The sequence below is a fragment of the Alphaproteobacteria bacterium genome (assembly GCA_019635875.1).
Taxonomy (GTDB): domain Bacteria; phylum Pseudomonadota; class Alphaproteobacteria; order Reyranellales; family Reyranellaceae; genus JAFAZJ01.
Genome location: JAHBYP010000014.1, coordinates 54,704 through 72,980, shown reverse-complemented (window position 1 = coordinate 72,980; position 18,277 = coordinate 54,704). Strand labels below are relative to the sequence as shown.

23 protein-coding genes are annotated in these 18,277 nt (G+C 69.6%); 14 read left to right on the top strand and 9 right to left on the bottom strand.

The window, feature by feature from the left end:
- Positions 1-28 precede the first annotated feature (28 nt).
- The 5 genes from KF889_30045 (at position 29) to KF889_30025 (ending at position 4,358) form a co-directional block, all read left to right on the top strand.
- Positions 29-952, top strand: coding sequence for a sulfite exporter TauE/SafE family protein (locus KF889_30045; GenBank protein ID MBX3503706.1), 924 nt, complete (start codon positions 29-31; stop codon positions 950-952).
- Positions 949-1,716 (top strand): TIGR02186 family protein, encoded by a 768-nt coding sequence (locus tag KF889_30040; GenBank protein ID MBX3503705.1) that lies wholly within the window; start codon positions 949-951, stop codon positions 1,714-1,716. Before KF889_30045 ends, KF889_30040 begins: the two co-directional genes overlap by 4 nt.
- A gap of 33 nt (positions 1,717-1,749) precedes the next feature.
- Positions 1,750-2,241: a universal stress protein gene (locus tag KF889_30035; GenBank protein ID MBX3503704.1), complete on the top strand. Its 492-nt coding sequence runs from the start codon at positions 1,750-1,752 to the stop codon at positions 2,239-2,241.
- Between the two features lie 271 nt (positions 2,242-2,512).
- Positions 2,513-3,070, top strand: a complete 558-nt coding sequence (locus KF889_30030) for a NifU family protein (protein ID MBX3503703.1) — start codon at positions 2,513-2,515, stop codon at positions 3,068-3,070.
- Between the two features lie 103 nt (positions 3,071-3,173).
- Positions 3,174-4,358: a glucosaminidase domain-containing protein gene (locus KF889_30025; protein ID MBX3503702.1), complete on the top strand. Its 1,185-nt coding sequence runs from the start codon at positions 3,174-3,176 to the stop codon at positions 4,356-4,358.
- Positions 4,359-4,436: 78 nt separating this feature from the next.
- Here the strand turns inward: KF889_30025 and ddpX are convergent, their stop codons facing one another.
- Positions 4,437-4,991, bottom strand: coding sequence for a D-alanyl-D-alanine dipeptidase (gene ddpX, locus KF889_30020; protein MBX3503701.1), 555 nt, complete (start codon positions 4,989-4,991; stop codon positions 4,437-4,439).
- On the opposite strand from ddpX, the gene tsaB reads away from it, so the two are divergent.
- Together tsaB and KF889_30010 are read left to right on the top strand one after the other, a co-directional pair.
- Positions 4,984-5,745, top strand: coding sequence for a tRNA (adenosine(37)-N6)-threonylcarbamoyltransferase complex dimerization subunit type 1 TsaB (tsaB, locus tag KF889_30015; GenBank protein ID MBX3503700.1), 762 nt, complete (start codon positions 4,984-4,986; stop codon positions 5,743-5,745). The two genes, ddpX and tsaB, sit on opposite strands and share 8 nt — an antisense overlap.
- Before the next feature lie 32 nt (positions 5,746-5,777).
- On the top strand, positions 5,778-6,233 hold the full coding sequence (locus KF889_30010) for a GNAT family N-acetyltransferase (protein MBX3503699.1): 456 nt from the start codon (positions 5,778-5,780) through the stop codon (positions 6,231-6,233).
- A 5-nt stretch (positions 6,234-6,238) separates the two neighbouring features.
- Here KF889_30010 and KF889_30005 read toward each other — a convergent pair whose 3' ends face one another.
- Entirely contained in the window at positions 6,239-6,481 is a 243-nt protein-coding gene (locus KF889_30005) for a sulfurtransferase TusA family protein (GenBank protein MBX3503698.1), read from the bottom strand.
- 103 nt (positions 6,482-6,584) lie between these two features.
- Here KF889_30005 and KF889_30000 point away from each other — a divergent pair, with 103 nt between their 5' ends.
- The 7 genes from KF889_30000 to ybeY all read left to right on the top strand — a co-directional run bounded on the left by KF889_30000 (position 6,585) and on the right by ybeY (position 12,398).
- Entirely contained in the window at positions 6,585-7,022 is a 438-nt protein-coding gene (locus tag KF889_30000; protein MBX3503697.1) for a MucR family transcriptional regulator, read from the top strand.
- Positions 7,023-7,200: 178 nt separating this feature from the next.
- Complete coding sequence (locus KF889_29995; GenBank protein ID MBX3503696.1) at positions 7,201-7,599, top strand: transcriptional repressor; 399 nt, start codon at positions 7,201-7,203, stop codon at positions 7,597-7,599.
- A gap of 41 nt (positions 7,600-7,640) precedes the next feature.
- Positions 7,641-8,477 (top strand): GNAT family N-acetyltransferase, encoded by an 837-nt coding sequence (locus KF889_29990; protein ID MBX3503695.1) that lies wholly within the window; start codon positions 7,641-7,643, stop codon positions 8,475-8,477.
- Positions 8,474-9,337, top strand: coding sequence for a 1-acyl-sn-glycerol-3-phosphate acyltransferase (locus KF889_29985; protein ID MBX3503694.1), 864 nt, complete (start codon positions 8,474-8,476; stop codon positions 9,335-9,337). The genes KF889_29990 and KF889_29985 overlap by 4 nt, the downstream gene beginning before the upstream one ends.
- Before the next feature lie 216 nt (positions 9,338-9,553).
- A complete protein-coding gene (gene miaB / locus KF889_29980) occupies positions 9,554-10,963 on the top strand; it encodes a tRNA (N6-isopentenyl adenosine(37)-C2)-methylthiotransferase MiaB (protein ID MBX3503693.1) in 1,410 nt (469 codons plus the stop codon).
- A gap of 38 nt (positions 10,964-11,001) precedes the next feature.
- On the top strand, positions 11,002-11,952 hold the full coding sequence (locus KF889_29975) for a PhoH family protein (GenBank protein ID MBX3503692.1): 951 nt from the start codon (positions 11,002-11,004) through the stop codon (positions 11,950-11,952).
- 2 nt (positions 11,953-11,954) lie between these two features.
- On the top strand, positions 11,955-12,398 hold the full coding sequence (ybeY, locus tag KF889_29970; GenBank protein MBX3503691.1) for an rRNA maturation RNase YbeY: 444 nt from the start codon (positions 11,955-11,957) through the stop codon (positions 12,396-12,398).
- A 131-nt stretch (positions 12,399-12,529) separates the two neighbouring features.
- Here the strand turns inward: ybeY and KF889_29965 are convergent, their stop codons facing one another.
- The 7 genes from KF889_29965 to KF889_29935 all read right to left on the bottom strand — a co-directional run bounded on the left by KF889_29965 (position 12,530) and on the right by KF889_29935 (position 18,030).
- On the bottom strand, positions 12,530-13,372 hold the full coding sequence (locus tag KF889_29965) for an aldo/keto reductase (protein ID MBX3503690.1): 843 nt from the start codon (positions 13,370-13,372) through the stop codon (positions 12,530-12,532).
- Positions 13,369-13,821 (bottom strand): Rrf2 family transcriptional regulator, encoded by a 453-nt coding sequence (locus tag KF889_29960; protein ID MBX3503689.1) that lies wholly within the window; start codon positions 13,819-13,821, stop codon positions 13,369-13,371. Before KF889_29960 ends, KF889_29965 begins: the two co-directional genes overlap by 4 nt.
- A gap of 12 nt (positions 13,822-13,833) precedes the next feature.
- Positions 13,834-14,319 (bottom strand): dUTP diphosphatase, encoded by a 486-nt coding sequence (gene dut, locus KF889_29955; protein ID MBX3503688.1) that lies wholly within the window; start codon positions 14,317-14,319, stop codon positions 13,834-13,836.
- A 20-nt stretch (positions 14,320-14,339) separates the two neighbouring features.
- Positions 14,340-15,650, bottom strand: a complete 1,311-nt coding sequence (locus tag KF889_29950) for a bifunctional phosphopantothenoylcysteine decarboxylase/phosphopantothenate synthase (protein ID MBX3503687.1) — start codon at positions 15,648-15,650, stop codon at positions 14,340-14,342.
- Positions 15,651-15,738: 88 nt separating this feature from the next.
- A complete protein-coding gene (locus tag KF889_29945) occupies positions 15,739-16,710 on the bottom strand; it encodes a dienelactone hydrolase (GenBank protein MBX3503686.1) in 972 nt (323 codons plus the stop codon).
- Positions 16,711-16,723: 13 nt separating this feature from the next.
- A complete protein-coding gene (locus KF889_29940; protein MBX3503685.1) occupies positions 16,724-17,599 on the bottom strand; it encodes a TauD/TfdA family dioxygenase in 876 nt (291 codons plus the stop codon).
- A 56-nt stretch (positions 17,600-17,655) separates the two neighbouring features.
- Positions 17,656-18,030 (bottom strand): response regulator, encoded by a 375-nt coding sequence (locus tag KF889_29935; GenBank protein ID MBX3503684.1) that lies wholly within the window; start codon positions 18,028-18,030, stop codon positions 17,656-17,658.
- Positions 18,031-18,277 lie beyond the last annotated feature (247 nt).

Genomic DNA, 18,277 nt, shown 5'->3' with positions numbered 1-18,277 from the left:
TGGACCGGCGCGCCCTGGAAGCGCAGTCGTGGAAGTCTACCTCCCCATCGCCGAGCTCTCGCTGACCTGGCCGCTGCTGCTGGCGCTGGGCGCGGTCGCGGGCGTGCTGGCCGGCATGTTCGGCGTCGGCGGCGGCTTCCTGCTGACCCCGTTGCTGATCTTCGTCGGCGTGCCGCCGGCGGTGGCCGTGGCGACCCAGGCCAACCAGGTGATCGCCACCTCCGTATCGGGCCTGCTGACCCAGTTCCAGCGCGGCAACGTCGACGTGCGCATGGGCCTGATCATGCTGCTGGGCGGCCTGTTCGGCTCGACCGCCGGCATCTGGATCTTCGGTATCCTCAAGCGCATCGGCCAGATCGACCTGACGATCGCCATCGGCTACGTGCTGCTGCTGAGCAGCATCGGCGTGCTGATGCTGGTCGAAAGCGTGCGCACCTGGCGACGCCGGCGCAATCCCGAGGCGCCAAGGCGCAAGCTGCACCAGCACTACCTGGTGCACCGCCTGCCGCTGAAGATGCGCTTCTACAAGTCCCGCCTCTACATCAGCGCGCTGCTGCCGCTCGGGCTGGGCTTCGTCATCGGCGTGCTGTCGGCGATCCTCGGCATCGGCGGCGGCTTCATCCTGGTGCCGGCGATGATCTACATCCTGGGCATGCCGACCCTGATGGTGATCGGCACCTCCCTGTTCCAGATCGTCTTCGTCGCCATCAACGTCACCTTCCTGCAGGCGACCCAGAATCAGACCGTCGATGTCGTGCTCGCCCTGCTGCTGATCATCGGCGGCGCGGTCGGCGCGCCGATCGGCGGGCGGGTGGCGGCGAAGCTGCCGAGCTTCCAGCTGCGCGGGCTGCTGGCGCTCCTGATCCTCGGCATGGCGCTGGAACTGCTGTTCGAGCTCTTCGCCCCGCCGGGCGCCATCTATACCCTGGGCGAGGCGGTGCGCGGACCATGACCCGGCTTGTCGTCACCCTCCTCGCCGCAATGCTTGCCGCCGTCACGCTGCTGGCCGCCGCGCTGCCGGCCGCCGCCCAGAGCCTGCTGTTCGACCTGTCGCGGCCGCGCGTGTCCATCACCTCGGCCTTCGCCGGCACCGACATCCTGGTCTATGGCGCCCTTGACGCGCCGGGCGACGTCATCGTCACGGTGAGCGGTGCGCCCTCGCGCCAGACGGTGCTGCGCAAGGAGCGCGTGATGGGCCTGTGGGTCACCGGCGCGCGCCAGACCTTCGATGACGTGCCGGTTTACTACGCCATCGCCGCCACCCGACCGCTGGCGCAGATCATGCCCGCCGACGGCGTGCCCGGCGTGTCGATCACGCTCGCTGAGCGGCTGGCCGCGATTCGCGCCCAGGGCGCCCAGCGGCGCTCGGCCGCGGAATTGCGGGCCTTCGAGCGCGGCCTGGTCGAGGCCAAGCAGCGCGACGGCCTCTACCCGGAAGGCGTCACGCCGATCACGGTGCTGGCCGGCCGGCTGTTCCGCGCCGAGCTGCAGTTTCCCTCGCGCCTGCCGGTCGGCGACTACGAGATCACCGCCTATGTGCTGCGCGACGGGCAGCCTGTCGCCGCGGTGTCCAAGCCGCTGATCGTCAGCAAGGCCGGCTTCAGCGCCGACATCTCGGAATGGGCGCGTGACGAGGCGCCGATGTACGGTGGCTTCGCCATCGCCATGGCATTGCTCGTAGGATGGGTGACGGGTGCCTTGGCCCGCCGGCTCTAGCCGGCGGTCGGTGCCCAGGCGGGGAGGAAGGCAATGTCGGACATCAGCGCCGCCGAGACCGCGGGCGAACGGGTCTTCCTCGTGGTCGTCGACGACACGCCGGAGCTGCACGTGGCGATCCGCTACGCCTGCCGCCGCGCCAAGCGGGTCGGTGGCCGCGTCGCCCTGCTCAACGTCATGGACCCGCCCGAGCCGCAGAGCTGGGCGGCCATCGGCGATCTGCTGCGAGAGGAAACACGCCAGCAGGCCGAATCCCGGCTGGCCGCGGTGGGCGACGAGGTCGCCGGCCTGCTCGGCCGGCCGCCGATCCTGCACCTGCGTGAGGGAGGGCGGCGCGAGCAGCTGCTGAAGCTGCTCGACGAAGACGCCACCATCTCTGTCCTGGTGCTGGCTGCCGGCACCGGCTCGGAGGGACCCGGCCCGCTGATCTCCTCGCTCGCCGCCAAGCACGCCGGCAACCTGCGCTGCGCGTTGACCATCGTGCCCGGCGCCCTGAGCGATGCGCAGATCGACGCGATTTCCTGAGTCTTTGTGCAGAAAGCTTGTGTGCAATGCGGTAAGTCCATGGAATTATCCACAGTTTTTATTCTTGACTCTTGTGAACACAAAAAAAGAACAATAAAAAACGATGGCCAAATGGCTGTTGATAAACCACGCCAAATGCGCGATTTTCCGTATAACATGACTATTTGCTCACATATTTGATCTTGAAGCCAACCTGACCGCTGACTAACTCGCCCATGTCGCGACGGCCGAGAGGGGCCGGCCGCGGAGCCCGAAAGACACAAGACCGGCGATGTTCATCCAGACCGAGCAGACCCCCAATCCATCGACCCTGAAGTTCCTTCCGGGTCGGGTGGTCCTGCCGAACGGCACCGCCGACTTCGCCGACCGCGAAGCCGCCGAGCGTTCACCGCTGGCGCGGCGCCTGTTCGAGGTCGACGGCGTTCGACGCGTGTTTCTCGGCTCCGATTTCGTCACCGTCACGCGCGGCGACGATGTCGACTGGCAAGTCATGAAGCCGGCCATCCTGGGCGGCATCATGGAGCACTACACCTCCGGCGAGCCTGTGCTCGCGGAGCAGGCCGGCGCGCCGTCAGGAGAGGGCGGCGCGGCGGATGACGACGAGGTGGTGGCGCAGATCAAGGAACTGTTGGACACGCGCATCCGTCCGGCCGTGGCGCAGGACGGCGGCGATATCGTGTTCGACCGGTTCGATGACGGCGTCGTCTACCTCCACATGCAGGGTTCATGTTCGGGCTGCCCGAGTTCGACCGCGACCCTGAAAATGGGGATCGAGAATCTCCTCAGGCACTACGTGCCCGAGGTGATCGAGGTCCGTCCGGTCGGTTAGTCCAAGCGTAACGGACAACGGAGCGTTGGGCGGCTTCTGGCACTGCCAGAAGCCGAAGGGTTCGTTCGTTCGTCGCAGTCAAGGCAATGCCAGGCGGTCAGCCATGCTCATGCTTCATCGCGTGTCCGATGTCGGGCGCCAATATTCATTGATCGGCGCGTTGGGCGCCTGTGCCGTAGCCGCCTTCGCGCTGGCGCCTGCCAAGGCCATCGGCGAGGCCGCGCAGGACGCCAAGCTGGCGGATTCCGCGGCGACGCACGCGCAGCTCGCGAGCCTTCTGCCCGAGCCCGAGCCGGCGCCGCCGGTGTCCGCCATCGAGCTCGCGCCGCCGAACGGGGTTCTCGAGGCGCTGGCCACGGTGGTCGAGGACTACGACGAGATGGCGCGCAGCGCCGCGCTGGCGGTAGACGCCGCGCTGTCGCGCATCGTCACCACCGCCCGCGCGCCCGTGGTCGAGGCGCGGCCGATGCACGGATGGCTGTCGCATGCCTATGCAGGCCAGCGCCGCAACCGCGTCGTCGCCATGCGCGTGTCCAACACCCAGCAGCTCGCCCAGGTCTTCCGCGCTCACGACTACTCGCTCGACCTCGCGCGGCGCGGCCAGCCGATCCCGGCGCTGCAGATCGATCGCGTGCCTGCCGATCTCGGCTCGCTGAGGGACGGCAACCAGCGCAAGTGGCTGTTCATCAAGGCGCTGCTGCCGATCGTGCTGGAGGCCAACGAACGCATCCTCGCCGATCGCAACGAGCTCGTTCGCCTGCGCGACCTCGCCGCGCGCGGCGGCGAGCCCAGCGTCGCCGAGCGCCTGTGGCTGGCCGACGTCGCCGAACGCTACGGTGCGGATCCCAGCAACATCTCCGAGATGCTGTTGCGCGTCGACATCGTGCCGCCGTCGATGGCCATCGCCCAGGCCGGCGTCGAGAGCGGCTGGGGCACATCCTACGCCGCGCGCGTCGGCAACGCGCTGTTCGGCCAGATCCAGGCCAGCGGCCGCCACGCCGTCGACGTGCCATGGAAGGCCGGGCCGGCCATGCCGCAGCCCTTCGCCAACGTCGCCGACTCGGTCGAGGCCTACTTCCTCAACCTCAACACCCATTTCGCCTACGCCTCGTTCCGCGCCGAGCGCGCCAAGCAGCGCTCGCAGGGCACGCAGCCCGACGGCTTTGTCCTGATCGGCCAGCTGCTGCGCTATTCGCAGCTCGGCGCGCAGTACATCAGCTATGTCCGCAACATCATCCGAGAGAACCAGCTCTCGGATTTCGACAGCGCGCGGCTGTCGCCGAGCTGAGAAGCAGAGAAGCCGCATGAATCGTCCCGCGCACCGCGCGGGATGACAGGATGTATCAAGCTCCGCGCGCGCGTCACTCTAGTGCATCATCGGCGCCGGCAGATCCGCGTCGGCAACCAGCGGGAAGCGCCGGGCGTCAAACAGTTGGTAATGCCACCATTCGTTCCGGTAGAAGTCCCAGCCCGCCGCGGTCATCAATCCCATCAGCAGGAAGCGGTTGCGCTGCGCGGCGATCGATACGTCGGTGCGGCCATGATGCGACAGCGGCGTGAAGGCGTCGAAACCGGTGCCCATGTCGAGCTCGCGTCCCGCACCGTCGATCAGGGTCAGATCCACCGCGGCGCCGCGCGAATGCGGCGAGCCTCTGCGCGGATCGGCAAGGAACTCCGGATTCGGATCGGCGCGCCAGAGCGTCCATTGCGCCTCGGTCGGCCTGAGCGCGTCGAAGATGCGCAGGCGCAGCCCCAGCGGCGCGGCGAGCCCGACGGCACGCGCCAATAGCCGCGCGGCTTCGCCGTTGAGATAGCACCGGGCGTTCCGGTAGACCGGTCTTCCGGTTATGTTGGCCGGCGTCGCGTAGGCGAGCGCGATGTCGACGTCGAAGGCGGGAGCGGCGATCTCAACGATGTCCATGGACGCCAGGATGCCGCGCCAGGCGGCGACGCGCCAGCCGCGCGCCGGCCCGGCCCGGCGCGTGCTGGCGCTCGATACCTGCCTGGCGCGCTGCGCCGTGGCGCTCGCCGAGCAGCGCGGAGCGGTCGCCATCGTGGCGTCGGAGGCGCGGGCGATGACGCGCGGGCACGCGGCGATGCTGGCGCCGATGATCGACGAGGCCCTGCGGCGCGCCGATTGGCGCCCGTCGGATCTCGATCTGGTGGCGCTGACGATCGGCCCCGGCAGCTTCACCGGCGTGCGCATCGGCCTGGCCATGGCACGAGGCCTGGCGATGACGCTGCGCATTCCCGTAGCCGGCATCGCCACGACGGACGCCCTGCTGCTCGGCGCCGCGCCGGCCGATCGCGGCCGTGCCGACGGCGTGCTCGTGGTGGCCATCGAGTCCGGCCGCGGCGACTACTTCATGGCCATGCCCGACGCAGCGCCTTTCGCGGCAACGGCGCGGACGCTGGCCGAGCGCCTGACGGATCGACCGGCGATCGTCATCGGCGACGGCGCGCGCCGCCTGGTCGGCGAATTGCGCGACATTGGCGCGCGCGCCGAGCCCGGCAGCTCATCGCCGGAGATCGACCCGGCCGTTCTGGCGGCGCATGCCCTGGCGGTCGGCGTCGACGCGTGGACGCACCGCGGCCCGCCGCGCCCGCTCTACCTGCGCGGCGCCGACGTCACGCTCGCCAGCGGCGCGCGCACGACCGCCGACCTCGAAGGCTGAGCGTGGATCGGCTCGACTGGCGCGTCGCGCCGATGACTTCGGCGCAGTCCAGCCAGGCCGCGGCGCTGTATCGCCTGGTCTTTCCGCAGCCATGGGAGCGATCCTGGTCAGCCGCCGAGTTCTCGGCCCTGCTGGCCACGCCGGGATGCTTCGGCCATCTGCTCGTCGAGCCCGGGGACGGCGCGGCGTGCGGCCTCATCCTGCTGCGCGCCGCGGCCGACGAGGCGGAGATCCTCACGCTTGGCGTAACACCGCAGCGGCGGCGGCGCGGCGGCGCCGCACGATTGCTGGAACAGGCAATGGCGGATTGCGCGGCGCGCGCCGTGCGCACCGTCTTCCTGGATGTCGCCGAGGACAACGAGCCGGCGCGCGGCCTGTACGAGCGCCACGGATTCTCGGTGAGCGGCAGGCGGCCGTCCTACTACGCGCGCGGCGCGGCACCGGCGGCGGCCGCGCTCGTCATGAGTCGTGCGCTGTCGTACAAGTAATGAGTTCACTGGCGCGTGATGCGCAGGTGGTGCACGCGGCCGCCGGGACTCTCGGGTCCCAGTTCCTCGACAACGTAGCCTTCGGCGCGCGCCGAACGCGGCACGTTGCGCAGCGGCTCGCCATCGTTGAGTCGCACCATCAGCGTGGCGTCGGGCGCCATTCTCTCCAGCGCCAGCTTGACGCGAACGAAGGTCATGGGGCACACGTCCCCCGTGATGTCGATCTCCGTCACTTCATCGACCTGCATCGTCAATTTGCCATGAGTTCGTCATCAGTTGGATTGATCCCGGCCGAATACCAGACTATAGGGGCTTGGCCTCCAGTTGGGGCAAATCATGGCGAAGGACAAGATGGCAGAAAACACCGCGGCTTCGGCCGATCTTCTTGCACTGACTTCGCAGATCGTTTCAGCGCATCTGTCGAATAATACGGTGTCGATCGGCGACGTGCCGAAGTTGATCGAGCAGGTGTTCAGCACCCTGAACGGCGTGCAGGGCGGCGCCCCCGCCCTCGGGGTGAAGCGCGATCCGGCGGTTCCGGTCAAGAAGTCCATTACCAAGGACTACCTTGTCTGTCTCGAGGATGGCTCCAAGCACAAGATGTTGAAGCGCCATCTGATGAGCGCGTACGGCATGACCCCTGACCAGTACCGTGCGAAATGGGGCCTGCCGGCCGACTACCCGATGGTGGCGCCGAGCTATTCCAAGGTGCGCAGCGCGCTCGCCAAGAAGGTCGGCCTCGGCACCAAGCGCATGCGGGCGAGGGTGGCGCGCTCCGGAAAGGCCTGACAATCGTCAGGGACAAAGGCGCGAACGACTCTCAGCGCCGCAACTCGGGTGGCGACGCCCGGGGCGAACACTGTATAGAGGGGCCGAGGACTGGAGCCACCAGCCACTTCGGAGCGTCACCGTGTCGACACCTGCCAAATCGCGTCTCGAGCAGCGCTGCATCGACAAGGGCCTGAAGATGACGGAGCAGCGCCGGGTGATCGCGCGCGTGCTGTCGGAGGCGGACGACCATCCCGACGTCGAGGCTGTGCACAAGCGGGCCACCGCGATCGATTCGCGCATCTCGATCGCCACGGTGTATCGCACGGTGCGTCTGTTCGAGGAGGCGGCGATCCTCGAGCGCCACGATTTCCGCGACGGTCGCTCGCGCTACGAGGAAGCGACCCACGCGCACCACGATCACCTGATCGACCTGCATTCGGGCAAGGTGGTCGAGTTCAACAGCGAGGAGATCGAGGAGCTGCAGCGGACCATCGCCCGCAAGCTGGGCTATCGCCTCGTCGACCATCGCCTCGAGCTCTACGCCGTGCCGGTCGATGCCGAGGACGCCCACGCCAAGAAGGCTCCCGGACGATAAAAACCGGTGGACGCTGGCCCGCGCCGCCCGATAATGCCCGCATGAGCAGCGCCGCCATCGACCGGAGCCCCGTGCCCCGTCGGTTCGACAGCAGCCTACCCCCGATCGTCGCCGGCGACCTCGAGGTTCGTCTGGCGCGTGACGAGGCCGACCTCGACGCCTCGCAGGCGCTGCGCTACCGCGTCTTCTACGAGGAGATGGCGGCGCGGCCGACGCCCGAGATGGAGGCGCAGCGGCGCGACTTGGACGATTTCGACGCGCTGTGCGACCATCTGCTGGTGATCGACCGCCGCCGCGCCGGCGCTGCCTCGATCGTCGGTACCTACCGCCTGATCCGGCGTAGCGCCGCGGCTGCCTATGGCCGCTTCTACTCGGCCGCCGAATACGACATCTCCCGCCTGGTCGACTGGCCGGGCGAGGTGCTGGAGGTCGGCCGCTCCTGCGTCGATGCCTCGGCGCGCAACGGGGCGACCATGAACATGCTGTGGCGCGGCATCGCCACCTACGTCTCGCACTTCGACATCGAGATGCTGTTCGGCTGCGCCAGCCTGCCAGGCAACGACCTGCAGCGCCTCGCCCTGCCGCTGTCCTATCTCTACCAGAAGCACCTCGCACCGCCCGAGCTGCGCGCCCGCGCCCTGCCCGAGCGTTACGTCGACATGAACCTGCTGCCGTCGGGCAGCTACGACGCGAAGCTGGCCGAGCGCATGGTGCCGCCGCTGATCAAGGGCTATCTGCGGCTGGGCGGCTTCGTCGGCGACGGCGCGGTGATCGACAGTCAGTTCAATACGGTCGATGTCTGCATCGTCGTGAAGACCGATCTGGTGACCGAGAAGTACTTCCGGCACTACGAGCGCGCCCAGCGCGACGCGGAATGAAATCGTCGATCTCGGCGGAGAATCGCGCCTTCCGCGAGGCCGCGCCCTCGCTCGGTTCGTCCGGACGCGCCACGTTCCGCCTGATCACCTACGCGATCCTCACCCTGACCCTGATCCCGGTCCAGGCGCTGGCCGTTCTGCTGCGCGTCGGCCCGGTGACGCGTGGCCTGCCCTACTGCTACCACCGCCTCGTCTGCCTCATCCTCGGCCTGAAGATCGAGGTGCGCGGCACGCGCTCGACCGAGTCGCCGACGCTCTATGTCGGCAACCACGTCTCCTATCTCGACATCGAGACCCTGGGCTCGACGATGCCCTGCTCCTTCGTCGCCAAGGCCGAAGTGGCGACCTGGCCGTTCTTCAGCGTGCTGGCCAAGCTGCAGCGCACGGTCTTCGTCGAGCGTCGCACGCGCGCCACGCGCGAGAGCCGAGACAGCATCATCGGCCGGCTCGAGTCGGGCGACAGCCTGATCCTGTTCCCGGAGGGCACCAGCAGCGACGGCACACGCGTGCTGCCCTTCCGCAGCGCGCTGTTCGCCGTGGCCCAGGTCACGCCGGGAGGCAAGCCGCTGCGCGTGCAGCCCTTCACCGTCGCCTACACGAGGCTCGACGGCATTCCGCTGGGCCGCTACTGGCGGCCCTACTTCACCTGGTACGGCGACATGGAGCTCGCCGGCCATCTGTGGAACGTCTGCAAGCTGGGCGAATGCAGCGTGGTGATCCAGTTCCACGAACCGGTCGACATCACGATGTTCGGCGACCGCAAGAAGCTCTCCGACCATTGCTTCCGCGTCTGCTCCCAGTGCCTGCAGGCGATCAACCGCGGCGAGCCGGCCCGGCCACTGCCCAAGGCGGCGGAGTAGCACTTTGCTCCGTTCCCCCGGAGGGGCGGGACGATCGCATGGGGCTGCATTTCATACCTTCCCCCGCCCGCGGGGGAATGCATGAGATTCGCCATATGCGATCACCCGGCCCCTGCGGGGAACGGAGATCGCGCCCGACTCGACGCCCCTGACGTGTGGTGATAAGGAGGCGCCGACCGCGACCCGCACGGTGCGAGCGCGGCCCGACCCGAACGCATGACCGAGACCACACAGCCGACCAAGGCCGCGCCGCGCCGTAAGCTCTTCATCCGCACCTACGGGTGCCAGATGAACGTCTACGATTCGCAGCGCATGGCCGACCTGCTGCGGCCGCTCGGTTACGCGCTGACCGAGTCGCAGCACGACGCCGACATGGTGGTGCTCAACACCTGCCATATCCGCGAGAAGGCCTCGGAGAAGGTGTTCTCCGAGCTCGGCCGCCTGCGCCTGCAGCGCGAGGAGCGGCGCGCCGCGGGCGCCGATCTGGTGGTCGCCGTCGCCGGCTGCGTGGCGCAGGCCGAAGGCGAGGAGATCCTGCGCCGCGCGCCCATGGTCGATATCGTGGTCGGACCGCAGGCCTACCACCGCCTGCCCGAGATGGTGGCGCGGGCCGAGCGGGCCGCCGGCGCGCGAAGCGGCAGCCGCGGTGCCGGCGTGCTCGACACCGATTTCCCGGCCGAGCCCAAGTTCGACTTCCTGCCGGCGCCCACCGCGGTCGCCGGCGGCTCGGCCTTCCTGTCGATCCAGGAGGGTTGCGACAAGTTCTGCACCTTCTGCGTCGTGCCCTATACGCGCGGGGCGGAGTACTCGCGGCCGGCCGCCGCGATCCTCGCCGAGGCGCACGGCCTGGTGGCCGCGGGCGCGCTCGAGCTCACGCTTTTGGGCCAGAACGTCAACGCCTGGCACGGCGAGTCGCCGGACGGCTCGACCTGGAGCCTCGCGCGCCTGATCCGCGCCCTGGCCGAGATCGAGGGCGTGCGCCGCCTGCGCTACACCACCTCGCATCCGCGCGACATGGACGACGATCTCATCGCCGCGCATCGCGACGTGCCGGCGCTGATGCCCTACCTGCACCTGCCGGTGCAGTCCGGCTCGGATCGCGTGCTCGAGGCGATGAACCGCCAGCATCGCCGCGATCTCTACCTGCGCATCGTTGAGAAGCTGCGCGCGGCGCGGCCGGACATCGCGCTGTCCTCCGACTTCATCGTCGGCTTCCCCGGCGAGAGCGACGCGGAGTTCGACGACACCATGCGGCTGATCGAGGAAGTCGGCTTCGCCGCCGCCTTCTCCTTCAAGTACAGCATGCGCCCGGGCACGCCCGGCGCGGCGATGTCCGGCCAGGTGCCCGAGGCGGTGAAGGATGCGCGGCTGGCGGCGCTGCAGGCGCTGCTGCGCGCGCAACAGAGCGCGTTCAACGAAGGCATGGCGGGCCGGACGGTCGAAGTGCTGTTCCAGGAGCGCGGCCGGCGCGAGGGCCAGCTGATCGGCAAGTCGCCCTGGCTGCAGTCGGTGCATGCCCAGGCACCCGAGCGCCTGATCGGACGCCTGGTCGAGGTGCGTATCGCCAGCGGCCATGCCAACAGCCTCGCCGGCGACGTGGTCAGCGGGCTGGGAGTGGCGGCGTGAGCGACGACACCCTGCAGCGCGGCAACGACGTGCGCCGCATGAGCTTCGACGACAACGCGCTCTTGCAGACCCTGGTCGGCCAGCACGACCGCAACCTCGTGCGCGTCGAGCAGCTGCTGGGCGTGCGCATCGACAGCCGCGGCAACCAGCTGGCCATCGCCGGCGCCAGCGAGTCGGTGGCCCAGGCCGGCGCCGCGATCGGCGCGCTCTACGAACGCCTGCGTCGCGGCCAGACAGTCGAGGCCGGCGACGTTGATGCCGCCGTGCGCTTCGCCCAGGTCGGCGGCGGCGCGCCGGGCGGCGACGCCGTGACCATCCGCACCCGCCGCCGCGTGATCCAGCCGCGCTCGCCGATGCAGCGCGATTATGTCGAGGCGATCCGCGACCGCGACCTGGTCTTCGGGCTGGGGCCCGCCGGCACCGGCAAGACCTACCTCGCCGTCGCCATGGCGGTGTCGATGCTGACCGCCGGCTCGGTCGAGCGCATCATCCTGTCGCGGCCGGCGGTCGAGGCCGGCGAGCGGCTGGGCTTCCTGCCCGGCGACCTCAGGGACAAGGTCGATCCCTACCTGCGCCCGCTCTACGACGCGCTGCACGACATGCTGCCGGCCGACCAGATCGACAAGCGCCTGGAGTCGGGCGAGATCGAGGTCGCGCCGCTGGCCTTCATGCGCGGCCGCACGCTGGCGCACGCTTTCGTCATCCTCGACGAGGCGCAGAACACCACGGCCATGCAGATGAAGATGTTCCTCACGCGTCTGGGCGAGGGCTCGCGCATGGTGATCACCGGCGATCTCAGCCAGATCGACCTGCCGCCGGGCGTGCCGTCGGGCCTGCGCGACGCGATCGATACGCTGAACGGCGTCGAGGGCGTGCGCTTCGTCAATTTCAGCGACCGCGACGTGGTGCGCCACGACCTCGTTGCCCGCATCGTGCGCGCCTACGACGCGCGCGACCGCCGCCGCGCCGCCGGCCAGCCGGCGACGTGACCATCGACGTCGAGGTTCTCGATCGGCGCTGGCTTGGCTCGCTGCGCACGGCCCGCGCGATCTGCCGCCGTGCGGCACGGGCCGCCATCGACGGCGGCGGCAGGCGCCTGCCGGACCACATCTCTCTTGCCATCGCACTCGACAGCGATGCCGCCGTGCGCCGCCTCAACCGCGCCTATCGCGGCAAGGACAAGCCGACCAACGTCCTGTCCTTCCCGGGCGACAAGCCATTCCTCGGCGACATCGTGCTGGCGCGGCAGACGGTGCTGCGCGAGGCGCGCGAGCAGGGTAAGCGGCCGGCCGATCACCTGACGCATCTGGTGATGCACGGCACGCTGCATCTGCTGGGCTACGACCACGAGCAGGGCGAGCGCCAGGCGCGGCGGATGGAGCGACTGGAAACACGGCTGCTTGCCGCGATGGGAATCGCCGACCCGTACGCGTGAGTCTTCCCTTCCCCCGGAGGGGGAAGGTGGCGCGCAGCGACGGAAGGGGGATGTCGAAGACGGGCTCCTGCGTTCGGCTTCGACATCCCCCTTCCGCCCTTCGGGCACCTTCCCCCTCCGGGGGAAGGGACTCAACTCATCGCCAGCGACGTCTTGCGTCTGGGAGGCGGGAAGGCGCGGTCGAGCTCGGCGATGTCGGCGTCGGTGAGCCTGACCTTCAACGCGCCGAGATTCTCGGCGACGCGCGAGCGGTCGGCGGATTTGGGGATCGCCACCATGCCCTCCTGGCGCAGCAGCCAGGCGAGCGCTATCTGCGCCGGGGTGGCGGCGTGGCGCTCGGCGATCGCCTTCAGCGTGGCGTGGCGCAGCAGCGGGCCCTGGTCGAGCGGCGAGTAGGCCATGACCGGGATCTTGTGCTGGCGCTGCCACGGCACGAGGTCGAACTCGATGCCGCGGCGCGCCAGGTTGTACATCACCTGGTTGGTGCCGCAGCGCCCGCCGTCGAGCGCCGCCCATTCCTCCATGTCGTCGCGGTCGAAATTGCTGACGCCGTAGTCCCCGATCTTGCCGTCGCGGCGCAGGCGCTCGAAGCCCGCGATGGTCTCGGCAAAGGGATGCTGGCCGCGCCAGTGCAGCAGATAGAGATCGATGCGATCGGTCTTCAGCCGCTTCAGGCTGCGCTCGCAGGCCGCGACGGTGCCGAGCTTCGAGGCGTTGTGCGGATAGACCTTGCTGACGAGATAGACTGCGTCGCGCTTGCGGCCCTGCAGGGCGTCGGCGATCGCCTCCTCGGCGACGCCCTCGCCGTACATCTCCGCCGTGTCGATCATCGGATAGCCGATATCGATGGCGTGGGCGATGGCGTCGGTCTCCTGCTTGCGCCGGCTGCGCTCGTTACCCATGCGCCAGGTACCCAGGCCGAAGGCCGGCATGGTCGCCCCGGACGGCAGGATGACGCTGGGAACATCGCTCATATATGGAACTCCAGCCGGTCGCCCGGCTCGCTCTGCACGCCGCGCTCGCGCGCATCGCGGCAGAGATCCTCGATGGTGATGGCGTCGAGCTTGCTCATCAGCTCCTCGCGCAGGCGGTGCCAGGTCGGCCACACCACCTCGTGCGCCAGTGCCGAGCCGGTATCCTCGTCCGGCTCGGTCTCGGCCTCGAGCGTGCGCACGACGCGGATGATCTCGCCCAGCGTGATCAGCCGGCGCTCGCGGCCGAGCTTGTAGCCGCCGCGCGGGCCGCGCTTGCCGGCGAGGATGCCGGCGCGCACCAAGTGCTGCAGCACCTGCTCGAGATAGCGCTTGGGGATCTTCTGGCGACGCGTGATGTCGCCGCTGCGCACCGGCTGGTCGCCGGCGTTGAAGGCGACGTCGAGCACCGCCTCGATGGCGAACATGGTCTTCCGGCTGAGGCTCGGCACCGCGACGCCTCCTCAACCCTTCAGCCCGGTCGAGCCGAAGCCGCCGGCGCCGCGCGCGCTTTGCGGCAGCGCCTCGACCTCGTCCCAGGCAGCCCGCGCGTGCCGGGCGATCACCATCTGGGCGATGCGCATGCCACGGATGACGGTGAAGGGCTCGGCGCCGAGATTGACCAGGATCACGCCGACCTCGCCGCGATAGTCGGCGTCGACTGTGCCCGGGGCGTTGGCGACGGTGACGCCGCTCTTGGCGGCCAGCCCGGAGCGCGGCCGCACCTGCGCCTCCCAGCCGGGCGGCAGGGCGATGGCCAGGCCGGTGGGCACGATCGCCCGACCGAGCGAGGGCAGCACGAGATCCGCCGTGACGGCCGCCAGCAGGTCCATGCCGGCGGCCTGGTCGGTGGCATAGGCCGGCAAGGGCAGGTCGGCCGCATGGGGCAGGCGAGTCACCGCGATGCGCACATCGACCTCCGCCGTCGCGCCCAGATCCCCGTTGGCCATGCCCCACTCCATTCCAGCCGTCAGGACGCGGCCGCAGCACCGCCCCTGTCGAAGTGACGGACAACCCGACGCGCGAGTTCTTCCGCCACGGCGTCCTTCGCCAAGGTCGGCCACGCTTCAACGCCCGAGAGCGTCACAAGATGCACGGTATTGCGATCGCCGCCGAAAGTTCCCGTGGCCGGCGACACGTCGTTGGCCACGATCCAGTCGCATCCCTTGCGCTCGCGCTTGGCCACGGCGTTGGCGACGACGTTCTCGGTCTCGGCCGCAAAGCCCACGACCAGGGCCGGGCGCTGCGGCCCCGCGGCCGCCAAGGTCGCCAGGATGTCGGGGTTGGGCACCAGCTCGAGCGCCGGCGGCGCCACGCCCGGCACCTTCTTGAGCTTGCCGTTGGCGGCGTTGCGCACCTTCCAGTCGGCGACCGCGGCGGCGCAGATGGCGATATCGGCCGGCAGGGCGGCCCGGCAGGCGGCCAGCATGTCGTCGGCCGATTCGACGCGCACGACCTTCACGCCCGCGGGATCGGCGACATTGACCGGCCCGGTGACCAGGGTGACGTCGACGCCGAGCGCCGCCAGGGCGCCGGCGATGGCGTGCCCCTGCTTGCCTGACGAATGGTTGGAGATGTAGCGCACCGGGTCGATCGCCTCGCGTGTCGGCCCCGAGGTGACGACGGCACGCCGCCCCGTCAATGGACGATGGGCGATCGCCCCACCCATGGTCTCGGGCGCCATGCGGATCACCGAGGGGCCGGCGATCAGCGGCGGCGGCTCGGCCGCCGGCAGGCGGCCCATGAAATAGGCCTCGACGGCGGCGACGATCTCCAGCGGCTCGGCCATGCGGCCCGGCCCGAACTCGTTGCAGGCCATCGCGCCCTCGTTGGGCCCGACAAAGGCGACGCCGCGGGCGCGCAGGGTCTCGACATTGGCCTGGGTGGCGGGGTGCAGCCACATGCGCACGTTCATCGCCGGCGCCGCCAGCACCGCCTTGTCGGTCGCCAGCAGCACGGTGGTCGCCAGGTCGTCGGCCAGGCCCTGGGCCATGCGGGCCAGGATATTGGCGCTGGCCGGCGCGACGACCAGCAGGTCGGCCTGACGCGACAGGTTGATGTGGCCCATCTCGCTCTCGTCGGTCAGCGAGAACAGATCGCTGTAGACCTTGTCCTCGCTCAGCGCCTGCAGCGACATCGCCGTGACGAACTTCGCCGCCGCCGGGGTCAGCACGCAGCGCACCGACGCGCCGCGCTCGCGCAGGCGGCGGATCAGGTCGTGGCATTTGAACGCGGCGATGCCGCCGCTCAGGATCAGCAGGATGCGCTTGCCGGTCAGCATGGGGTCGCCGAGGCCCTCCGCTCAGGTCGCCGCCAGACCAATTCTACCCTGATAAAGGAGGGAATAGCCGATCCGCAAGGGCGCATGGTCACCGCAAGGCACCGCTGAGAAATTCGTTGATCGCCGGCAGCATCTGCCGATGCAGGGCGGACCGGTCGACTCCCGGCGCATCGACACATACCTGACGCGCCTCGGCCATCAAGGCCGGCGGGCAGGGATCGACGAAGACGAAGTGACCGCCAGGCACTGCGACCACGCGCGGAATGCGTGGCAGTGCCCGGGCGAGCGCCAGGGCGTTGCCCGCGCTGCGAAGATCGCTGCCTGTCGCGCGATAGATCAGGACCGGCATGTCGAGCGCCGCCAGCCCGCTGCGCTGAAAGGGCGCTCCGAAAGGTTCGAGGAGCACGAGGGCCCTGACGTCCATCGCATCGGCGGACCGGCGCGCGGGAATATTGGTCAGTGAGTCGTCGGTCGGAATGCCGTCGCAGGCGCGACGGTCCTCGGCGTGCGCCCGGCAGTAAGCCGACAGATGCGCCAGGTCGAGCGCGCCGCCGGCAAGCAGGATCGCCACCGCGCCGCCGAACGAGAAACCCATGACTCCGACCCGCGTCGTGTCGGCGTGGGCCGTGAAGCGGGAATCGGCACGCAGGGCCTCCAGCGCCCGGCGCATCTGGCGCGGCCGCTCGACGAATGGCCGGGCCGCGCCGGCATGGAACGGCGCCACGACGATGAACCCCTCGCGAGCCAGACCAAGCAGAAGAAGACGATGCGGCAGCGGTGTGCCCGACCCGCGGCCATTGCCGTGCGAGAAGAGCACGATGGGAAAGCGGTCGCCCGCCGCCGGCCGGGCAATGGCCGCTTCGGGACTGGCGATCACGACGAATGGCCCGAGCTCGACCGGCGCTTCGCCGGCCTGGGTCGGGTAGATCACCAGGGTGTCGAATGACGGCGTGGCGTCGACCGCAAGCCGTGTGATGCCGGCGAGAAATGGCGGCGTCTGCGCGCCGGCGGCCTGCACCGCGGCCAGCATCAGCAGGAGCGCGCCCAGGATGCCGCGCATGGAGCGGGCTGCGCTATGCCGCCATCGGCAGGACATGCGGCACGCCGTCCCGGTCGGTCGCCGAGATCGTCGTGCGCACCATGTGGCGGATCTGGTCGCCGGGCCACGGGCGGCCGCGGTGCATGGTGGCGCGGTTGTCCCACATCACCACGTCGCCCGGCCGCCAGGTGTGGAGGTAGGTGTACTCCTCGCGCGTGGCGTCCTCGATCAGACCGCCGAGCAGCGCCTTGGCCTCGTTGTCGCCCATGCCCCCGATCGCCCCGGCATGCGAGGCGATGTACAGCGCGGTGCGGCCATTGACCGGGTTGCGCCAGGTCATGCGCCAGTCGACCGCCGGCAAGGCCGCGCGCTCGGCCGGCGACATCAGCCTGGGCGAGATCTGGTCGCGCGAGGTGGCGTAGCTGTGCCAGACGACCAGGTCCTTCAGCTTCGCCTGGGTGGCCGGCGGCAGGCGCTCCCAGGCCAGCCGCGTCGAGGTGAACTGCGTCTCGCCGCCGCGATCGGGGATGGTGCGCGCCGACAGCACCGAGGCCAGCGCCGGCGAGCGCTTGAACGAGCTGTCGGTATGCCAGAGCTGGTTGGCCCGGGCGCGCAGCGCCTCCTTGTGGTCGTCGGGCACGATGTTGCCGTCGGCGTCGAAATTGCGCAGCACGCCGTAGAACGTGCCGTGGCCCAGCGAGCCGACCTTGGACAGCTCCAGCGGCCCGAAGGCGCGCGAATAGGCGACCTGCACGTCGTCGCTGATCCGCTGGTCGCGGAACAGCAGCACCGAGTGCTCCTCGAACGCCGCGCGCACTGCTTCGTAGGCCTCGGCACTCGACGCCACGTCGATCAGGTTGACGCCCCGCACCTCGACGCCGAAGCCGGGACCCAGCGCAATCAGTTCCATGGGCGCGTCCTCCGGCGTGCATTCTAGCGCGTCCGGCCGGGCGATCGCCCGGTCAATCAGCGGCGGGCGCGGCTGCCATGCTCGCGCAGCAGGCCGACCAGGCGCCTCGTGTCAACGGGCTTGGGCAGGACGGCGAGCGCGCCGCGCTGGACCACGGCCTTGGCCTCGGCGCCCTCGAGATGGCCGCTGACATAGATGATGCCGGGCGGGGTCTCGCCCATGTCCTCGTCGAGCAATTCCAGGCCGCTGCCGTCGGGCATGCGCACGTCGGAGACGATGGCGTGCGGCAAGGGGCCGTCGGCCAGCGCCTTGCGCGCGCCGTTCACCGATTCGGCGGTATGGACGGCGAAGCCCCGGCGGCGCAGCAGCACCGCCAGCTCGCGTACGATGTCGGGTTCGTCGTCGACGACGAGAACACGCATGCGGTCCATCACTCCCATCCCGGCGCCACCTCTGGAGGCGGCGAAATACGCACAAATAATGCAGTCAGTACAGCGCCATCCGAAAAAAATGCCCGCCAGCGAAGCCGACGGGCGAAGTTCCTTTGGGGGAGACACATGGAAGACAAAAACGAGGCGATGCACCGGGGCGCCGAAGGAAAGAGCGGGGCGCGGCCGTCTCGCGAAGCGATCAATCCTCCTGGCTGAGCAACGCCGAACTGATGGTGGCAAGATACAT

Excerpts from the sequence above, each read along its gene's own strand:
- ddpX (MBX3503701.1), bottom strand. The coding sequence starts at position 4,991 with ATGGACATCGTTGAGATCGCCGCTCCCGCCTTCGACGTCGACATCGCG.
- miaB (MBX3503693.1), top strand. The coding sequence starts at position 9,554 with ATGACCGAGACCACACAGCCGACCAAGGCCGCGCCGCGCCGTAAGCTC.
- tsaB (MBX3503700.1), top strand. The coding sequence starts at position 4,984 with ATGTCCATGGACGCCAGGATGCCGCGCCAGGCGGCGACGCGCCAGCCG.
- KF889_30000 (MBX3503697.1), top strand. The coding sequence starts at position 6,585 with ATGGCAGAAAACACCGCGGCTTCGGCCGATCTTCTTGCACTGACTTCG.
- KF889_30025 (MBX3503702.1), top strand. The coding sequence starts at position 3,174 with ATGCTCATGCTTCATCGCGTGTCCGATGTCGGGCGCCAATATTCATTG.
- dut (MBX3503688.1), bottom strand. The coding sequence starts at position 14,319 with ATGGCCAACGGGGATCTGGGCGCGACGGCGGAGGTCGATGTGCGCATC.
- KF889_30030 (MBX3503703.1), top strand. The coding sequence starts at position 2,513 with ATGTTCATCCAGACCGAGCAGACCCCCAATCCATCGACCCTGAAGTTC.
- KF889_29940 (MBX3503685.1), bottom strand. The coding sequence starts at position 17,599 with ATGGAACTGATTGCGCTGGGTCCCGGCTTCGGCGTCGAGGTGCGGGGC.
- KF889_30035 (MBX3503704.1), top strand. The coding sequence starts at position 1,750 with ATGTCGGACATCAGCGCCGCCGAGACCGCGGGCGAACGGGTCTTCCTC.
- KF889_30010 (MBX3503699.1), top strand. The coding sequence starts at position 5,778 with ATGACTTCGGCGCAGTCCAGCCAGGCCGCGGCGCTGTATCGCCTGGTC.
- KF889_30040 (MBX3503705.1), top strand. The coding sequence starts at position 949 with ATGACCCGGCTTGTCGTCACCCTCCTCGCCGCAATGCTTGCCGCCGTC.
- KF889_29995 (MBX3503696.1), top strand. The coding sequence starts at position 7,201 with ATGACGGAGCAGCGCCGGGTGATCGCGCGCGTGCTGTCGGAGGCGGAC.
- KF889_29950 (MBX3503687.1), bottom strand. The coding sequence starts at position 15,650 with ATGCTGACCGGCAAGCGCATCCTGCTGATCCTGAGCGGCGGCATCGCC.
- KF889_29985 (MBX3503694.1), top strand. The coding sequence starts at position 8,474 with ATGAAATCGTCGATCTCGGCGGAGAATCGCGCCTTCCGCGAGGCCGCG.
- KF889_29975 (MBX3503692.1), top strand. The coding sequence starts at position 11,002 with ATGAGCTTCGACGACAACGCGCTCTTGCAGACCCTGGTCGGCCAGCAC.
- KF889_29965 (MBX3503690.1), bottom strand. The coding sequence starts at position 13,372 with ATGAGCGATGTTCCCAGCGTCATCCTGCCGTCCGGGGCGACCATGCCG.
- KF889_30005 (MBX3503698.1), bottom strand. The coding sequence starts at position 6,481 with ATGCAGGTCGATGAAGTGACGGAGATCGACATCACGGGGGACGTGTGC.
- KF889_29990 (MBX3503695.1), top strand. The coding sequence starts at position 7,641 with ATGAGCAGCGCCGCCATCGACCGGAGCCCCGTGCCCCGTCGGTTCGAC.
- KF889_29945 (MBX3503686.1), bottom strand. The coding sequence starts at position 16,710 with ATGCGCGGCATCCTGGGCGCGCTCCTGCTGATGCTGGCCGCGGTGCAG.
- KF889_29935 (MBX3503684.1), bottom strand. The coding sequence starts at position 18,030 with ATGGACCGCATGCGTGTTCTCGTCGTCGACGACGAACCCGACATCGTA.